Origin of the sequence: Marinobacter sp. tcs-11 (genome assembly GCF_002049515.1) — a bacterium.
Lineage (GTDB): Bacteria > Pseudomonadota > Gammaproteobacteria > Pseudomonadales > Oleiphilaceae > Marinobacter > Marinobacter nauticus.
Window position 1 is genome coordinate 1 of record NZ_LLYU01000041.1, and the last position, 6,565, is coordinate 6,565.

8 protein-coding genes and 1 pseudogene are annotated in these 6,565 nt (G+C 51.2%); 3 read left to right on the top strand and 6 right to left on the bottom strand.

The annotated features are described in order from the left end of the window. The 3 genes and pseudogenes from ARC85_RS19415 to ARC85_RS19425 all read left to right on the top strand — a co-directional run. A pseudogene (locus ARC85_RS19415) lies at positions 1-378 on the top strand (hypothetical protein); the annotation flags it as partial. Between the two features lie 12 nt (positions 379-390). Continuing rightward, complete coding sequence (locus ARC85_RS19420; RefSeq protein WP_278350725.1) at positions 391-882, top strand: MipA/OmpV family protein; 492 nt, start codon at positions 391-393, stop codon at positions 880-882. A gap of 213 nt (positions 883-1,095) precedes the next feature. Beyond that, positions 1,096-1,893, top strand: coding sequence for a tyrosine-type recombinase/integrase (locus ARC85_RS19425; RefSeq protein WP_286715951.1), 798 nt, complete (start codon positions 1,096-1,098; stop codon positions 1,891-1,893). A gap of 330 nt (positions 1,894-2,223) precedes the next feature. Here ARC85_RS19425 and ARC85_RS19430 read toward each other — a convergent pair whose 3' ends face one another. The 6 genes from ARC85_RS19430 to ARC85_RS19455 all read right to left on the bottom strand — a co-directional run bounded on the left by ARC85_RS19430 (position 2,224) and on the right by ARC85_RS19455 (position 6,374). Next, positions 2,224-2,763, bottom strand: coding sequence for a hypothetical protein (locus tag ARC85_RS19430; protein ID WP_286715954.1), 540 nt, complete (start codon positions 2,761-2,763; stop codon positions 2,224-2,226). 246 nt (positions 2,764-3,009) lie between these two features. Beyond that, positions 3,010-3,321, bottom strand: coding sequence for a hypothetical protein (locus ARC85_RS19435; RefSeq protein ID WP_286715955.1), 312 nt, complete (start codon positions 3,319-3,321; stop codon positions 3,010-3,012). An 85-nt stretch (positions 3,322-3,406) separates the two neighbouring features. Next, entirely contained in the window at positions 3,407-3,958 is a 552-nt protein-coding gene (locus ARC85_RS19440) for a hypothetical protein (protein ID WP_286715957.1), read from the bottom strand. Between the two features lie 407 nt (positions 3,959-4,365). After that, on the bottom strand, positions 4,366-4,833 hold the full coding sequence (locus ARC85_RS19445; protein ID WP_146136830.1) for a hypothetical protein: 468 nt from the start codon (positions 4,831-4,833) through the stop codon (positions 4,366-4,368). A gap of 662 nt (positions 4,834-5,495) precedes the next feature. Then, positions 5,496-5,903 carry a VOC family protein gene (locus tag ARC85_RS19450; RefSeq protein WP_286715958.1) on the bottom strand — a complete coding sequence of 136 codons (408 nt, stop codon included), beginning with the start codon at positions 5,901-5,903 and terminating at the stop codon, positions 5,496-5,498. A gap of 90 nt (positions 5,904-5,993) precedes the next feature. Continuing rightward, positions 5,994-6,374, bottom strand: coding sequence for a DUF4440 domain-containing protein (locus ARC85_RS19455; protein WP_286715960.1), 381 nt, complete (start codon positions 6,372-6,374; stop codon positions 5,994-5,996). Positions 6,375-6,565: the final 191 nt, after the last annotated feature.

Consider the following 6,565-nt stretch of genomic DNA (forward strand, 5'->3'; position numbering starts at 1 on the left):
CCTGATGCTACCAAAACCGAGGGGGATTTCGGGGTTTTTCTACAGCCTCAACGCCTGCGGCAGGAACATATGGAGCACATGCAGGAACACCTGCAGATTATGCGAGAGTCCGGAATGGGTCCAGGCATGATGGGCCAGGGCGCGGGAATGATGGGGCAAGGCATGGGAATGAACGGCCAGGGCCCCGGCATGGGCAACCGAAATCCTGGTCAGGGCCAGATGAAGAATCAGGGGCCTGGCAACAGCGGTCAGGGAATGCGGCAAGGCAACCCGGCCATGACCGAAGATCAGCGGCTGCAGCGCATGGAACAACGGATGGACCAGATGCAGTTGATGATGGAACAAATGCTTCAGAATCAGCGCCAGGGAAACCAGTAACGCCGAAAACCAATCAAAGAAGAGAGTGACTCTGAAGATGGAAGGCTGGATGGTTTAGGTGAGTCGGATTCCGGCGTAGCAGTACTGCTGGAAGCACGTTACGCGCTTACAAACGACTGGCGTTACTTTTTGGATGGGCGCGTATCAGCAGGAGAGATTGGTACGCTCGGAATTTTCGGCGCAGGAACGTGCTTGGTGTGCCAGGCTGATGGTACTGGCTGGGAAGTGGGTGCTGCCGTGACTTTCCACGATAGCAAGCTCGCAAACCGGTACTTTGGCGTAACCACACAACAATCCATCGATTCGGGGCTGCCGGAAACTGATGTTGATAGTGGGTATAGATCAACAGGGGTTAATGTCAGCTACCGCAATTACCTGGGCCAGAACTGGCAGATCTTCGGAGAAGCTCTGTACGAAGCGTTCGGGAGTGATGTATCCGACAGCCCAATCACTCGAAATGATTATGAGGCGGAAATAGGCGCTGGCTTCATTTACGTTTTTTAGGTTTGGCTTGGTGGCGTACGCAGGGATGCGCTCAACGCCTGTACCAAAGAGGTGGCAGTGACAGCTTCCATAACGTGCGTGAGCTATGCATCCGAACATCCTATTTAACATAATATACATTATGCGCAGTTTGATATCAGTTCAAATAACATTATTACGGATTTTATTTGCGCCCTATCTTTGTCCTCATGCAGCCTTAAAGGAGCTTTCCCGATGAGCAAGACCGGCCAGGCCCGCGTCCTCACGCCCGATCAGTTCGCCCACCTGTTGAATGTGATCCAGGAGCACCGCTACCCGGAAAAGAACACCGCACTGGTTCAGATCAGCTTCAAACTCGGGCTACGGGTGCAGGAAATTGCGTTGCTTCAAATCAAGGACGTGGCCGAACTCGGCCCCGAAACTTCGGGTCAGCGCTTGTTCAAACTGAAGGAAATCCTGGCGTTGCCGGCGGCGTATACCAAGGGTGCCGATGCGTTGAAGCGATCCAAATCGACATACCAGCGGCGTCGAATCAGTTTTAGTGTTCATGATTTTGACCAACTCATACGGCAAATCGAGACTATGGCGAAAGCCGGTGCGGAGATTCGACCGGAAGATTTCTATCCGGAGGTCAATAAACATCGTGGTAAATCGCGCGATCTTCCGATGAATGACGTTGCTCTGAGAACGGCTATAGAAAATCACCTTGCGATCCGACTGGCAGCGCACCCCTCAGTGAAAAAGACGGATCCCCTATTCTTGACTCAAAAAGGAGGCCCCTATTCTCCCAATACTCTCCAGGAACACTTTGCTCTCATGCAAAGGCATTGGGCAGGTATTGAACGAGCCAGCTCCCACAGTGGCCGGAGGACTTTAATGACGAATATCATTCATGAACAAGAGAAGTCCGTTAAGGTCGCTCAAAAGATTGCTGGCCATGTGTCACCGTCAACAACGCTTATCTACGAAGAACCTCCTGAGGAGTCATTGAAGGAAGCGTTGCAGGATGCTGGCTACAAATATGTTGGTTAGTCCAGCACCCGAATAACATTTAAAGCGCAGTCGTCATTAGTATCCAAACGCCTCGAATGCCCTTGGTTTGCGTACATGACCGGTTAAAGTTTTCTGCTACCTTGCCATAGCGCCGGCTACAGGTAGCTGCCCTGCCCCCTCGAGATCGACTCATTTGACTACTCCGGCCCACCCAACGTGGATTTCATGGCAAATGGGATCCTCTAGTGACTGAAAAGCGAAGTTGGATTTGGTCGCAAAGCGAACATTCAGACTAGGGGTAACGCCCTGGGTAAGCTGCCGGTGCGGAGCGCAGCGTAGTACCGGTCAGCTTCACCCACTGGTTATAAATTAGCGCCGCCCCCGATAGTTGACGGTATCTTCGATTCCTAAGTCTTCGCGCATAGCATTCAGCATCCGATCAGCCTTCTCACGCATCTGATGCCATGTACCGGGGGCACCCTCGTACATTATCTCTATGAAGAAATCGATCATTTCATTGTAGCGATCCATAACTTCCTGGCTTGAAACCAGAGCGATGTAGCCATAGGCCTTGTTGCGGTTTAAAGAGAAATTTTGCTCTACGGCTTGATCAAATTTTTCTTTTTTACCCAGAGAGACAGCTTCAAGTTCGCGGAGAATTTCGCTGACGATATGCACGACATCTCGGTAAATGACCAGCTTGTCGTGATGGCGGGTTAAATCTTTTGCTTTTAGGGTATCGAGTTCCTGTTTAAGCTCTTCCAGCTTCTCGGAATGCTTAGCCCTCTCATTCTGGAGCATTCTTTTTGCCCAGATTCCTCCAAGCCAGTGGGAGAAAGCCGCAACGATTAGCGCGCCTCCTCCCAATGAAGCTATTACAGCGCCAGCGATCTTAAATATATCGTCCATAGTCACTTCAATTTATAACGCCAATATTCAGCGGCGGCCTTTGCGTAGCGAAGCGGAGAAAAGGCCGTCCGGTGGAGGGCCGTCTGGCCCGGAACGAACTGGAATGACTGGTTAGCGATTTCGCGCGGTCTGAATTGCACCACGAACCCCTACGCCTAAAAGAATTACACCCGTCAGGCAGCTCAGAACTCCAACACTGAACCAAATGCGCTTCATGGTTTGAAAATGCTGTGTAAGCCGCATCGTTTACTGACTTTCAACCATTGCCTGGTGCGCCCGGGTATTCCACTCTCGAGACTCCGGCTCGAGAGTCAGAACTTCGTCTCTCATTCTTTCACGATCGCAGTCAGTGCCTTCTTTCAGGCATGAATTATATAGCTCTATCTGGCGATTCACCCTGCGAGCGTATTCACTATAAGCGAATGCAAATTTTTCGGTCTCAGCCTTGAACTCAATGGCTTGAAGCTCAGCTTCATGGTAGGCAGTCCAAGGCTGATTAAAGCCGTAAGCGAGCAACGAAAGGCCTACAGCAATGAGAATTTCGTTTAGATATTTCAACAGTTTCCTATCTCGCTAACGCTTGGCACAGCGGACGTTTTGGAGCGACGAAGGAGCGGAAAAACGTTCCGACTGCTGCCACTGGTTATGTGATTTGGCTGCTGCCTTCAAGGTAACTCCCAAGCTCCTGCTGTAGCTGTTGCACTGCTGCCCGAAAACCCGACTCTTGAGACTCGAGCACTTTCGTTGCCAGCGATTGCCAGGCGCCGTCCCGCCAGACCTCAGCATAGCCAAAACCTTCCTCTCCATCCCACTCCAAAAGCACCCGCTTTTCACCACACGCGAAGATCGTTCTGATAGATCCGTAACAGTCTACATCGTCATTCTCGGACTCTATCGTGAAGCCAGCGGCGCTCAAGCTGGGCAAAAGCGCTTCTTGTATTCGGTAATGCTTATGCATTGCATTCACACATAACGCCAATATTAAGCGGCCGCTTTTGCGTAGCGGCAGCGTAGAAAAAGCGGTCCGGTGGAGGCCGCAGGCCGGAACGAACTTGAATGACTTGTTGGGCGCACTCCCCTCATGACCGACCTTTAGTCCAGAATTTGGAGGCCAGCGCACAGTACCAATATGCCACCGGACAGAAAGGAAATAATTGACGCCCACATGAAGCCAACGCTCCATATGCAGATGCATGGCTGCTTGCTCTCTCGACCGAACAGCGAGCACCTTTTCCGATTTTCGGCTTTCTTCGAGAACTCCAGTGAACAGAGACGGCGAAACCTATTGTGTATAACTGCGCAGGCAAGACCCATTTGAAATGCGAAAACTGACCAGATAACAGCCCTAGCCAATACCTCCAGATCAGGCTTTTCAATAATCCCAGACAAGAACGCGAGCAATGCCACGGCACCACCACCGTTTATCAGCAGTAAGCCGCGCACGGTTTCTGAATCAATTGCTGCTCGTGTTTCCCGACCTTCAGCCAAAGCTATCTCCTATACGCCCAACGCCGTTGTTCAGCGGCAGCCTTGGCAGAGCGAAGCGGCGACAAGGCTGTCCGGTGGAGGGCCTTCAGGCCCGGAACGAACTGCAACACTTGGTTATACGTTTTTGAAATTGTTGCACAAAAACTCCTTGTGATTCCCCAGCATGGTGTCTGGCGTTGGATAAGCAAGCTGTATTTGAGAAAAACCACCGCAACTTTCGATAAAAGGCTTCATGATCCTGCTATCACCCGCGACTGAACACCACCCATCACCTGTGCCACAAATTGCCCATCCCCGCTGCCCAGCAACGAGAAATGCAGATGACGTAATTTGAACCTGATCTAACCTGCTCAACTCCAGATTCTCGTCAAACTCCAGACGGTTGGGGTCGCTATAGGTAACATGAGTCTCACCCAACTTACTCACAATGCCGATCAATGCCTCCAGCTTCCCCCGTTCCAGATGCCGGGGACACTTTCCGTCTCCCCAGTCATCCTCGAAAACCACAGAAGCCCAATCAGGCTTGAGCCAGATCCGGTTTGGATAAAGTGAATAGTCAACGTACTCAGTAATCAGGTTCATTGGACGTATAACGCCGCTCAGCACGCGCGGCTACGAAATGGAGGCGAAGCCGCAATGTAGTAGACGTCGCCGTGACTGGCCTTGTTAGGTTCCTATCTGCCGGGCTCAGAATCTGGGTCATCATAAAAGTGCGCGGTATCGTTTCGGATTTTATTGATCCTTGAGTAAAGCTCGTTACGACTCTCCAAACTCTCCACCTTTTTTATGGCAGTCCAAGCTTCGGCGTATTGATTCCAGAAATCATAGAAGCAATTGCGAGCTTCTGTATCGACACATTTTCGCGAGAAGTGCATTTCGAAAGTTTCAACGGAGTCGGCAGCTTTTAAAGTCGGATTTGTCGGCTCGGGAACCAACTGAACAGCTACCGCTGCCCACGCTGCCAGTGCACCAAGAATAGATAGCAAATTTCCGGGGGAAACCCAATTCCGCGTCCTGGACTGCCATTTATTACACTCTTTGCATAACAGAGCATCACGCTTGATCTGGCTTTTGCACCACCGACAATCTTTTTCGGCGCGCCTATTTTCGGGCATTTTTTGCTGCTCCACTTGAGGGTAGCTTGGTATACCTAACGCCGCGCACACCGGCGCGAGCTTGCGAGCGTCCGGCAGCCGGAGGCTGCGTAGTGCTGCGCTTGGTTATGTGTTGATGCTGCCACCACCCTAGTTCGACAGATTGAGCTGCCACGACACGCCATATCTATCATTCAGCCATCCAAATTTTTGGCTAAAGCCGTAGTTATCCAAAGGCATTAGCTCTGAACCACCTTCGGCGAGGGCCCGAAATGCCTTCTCTATTTCGCTCATTGATTCACACTCAACGTACAATGACATGGAGGGTGTAAAGGTAAATTGGTGGTCAAGATGGCTGTCTAGCGCCATGAATTCGGTGCCGTTTATCGTAAACCTAGCCATCTTGGCAGAACCTTCTGGTTCATGCTCGCCAGCTTCGTAGCGCTGAAGATCAATGATCTCTGAACCAGGGAATAGAGAGGTATAGAACTTGATCGCCTCCTCTGCTTTCCCAGCCTGCTCTCCGACAAACATGAGCGAGGTCTTAATGGATTTCATCTGTTCCTCCGTTCTAGTTTGCACACATAACCCTTGCAGTTGCGGCGGGTACGGAGCGCAGCGTAGTACACGTCCGACAACCTGCACTTGTTAATTATAGTTTCGGGCTGCGCTATAGCTCAGACTGACAACCTGCCAAGCATCACCATCCCACTCCCAAGCTTCCGAGAACGCCACCAACGGCCCTTGGGCTTGGCCAGAGATGGTATACCCTTGGCCAGTGATTGTGGTGCTGCTACCCGTACTACGAATCGTTAGCTCTGTATCGCGTTTCTGCCCTCCTTGGGGAAACCAACTCCCATTACGCTTGGCTGACGAGATAGCGTCGATCTGGGATTTCTTAGATTGAACACCGCGCTCGGTAGTGACGGTGAAATTATCTGCCTGGACGCGAGCGAGGTGCTCAACATCACCTGCGAAAAAAGCCGAGTACCAGCTTTCTCGTACTTGTGTCAGATCTTCTTGATGCATGGACTGATCCCTGTCTTTAAAAATTAACAGCTTATTAGTTTGCATTCGTAGTAAACCGCATCCGCACCACCGTGTCCAAAACTGTTTCACACCGCTGATAGCGTCGATTTTTCATAGTCTTACCAGCCATTAGCTGGCCGTTTTCGGGCTTCTGCGTCCGTGAAAAGTCTGCACGCGGTTTATCCTTGCAC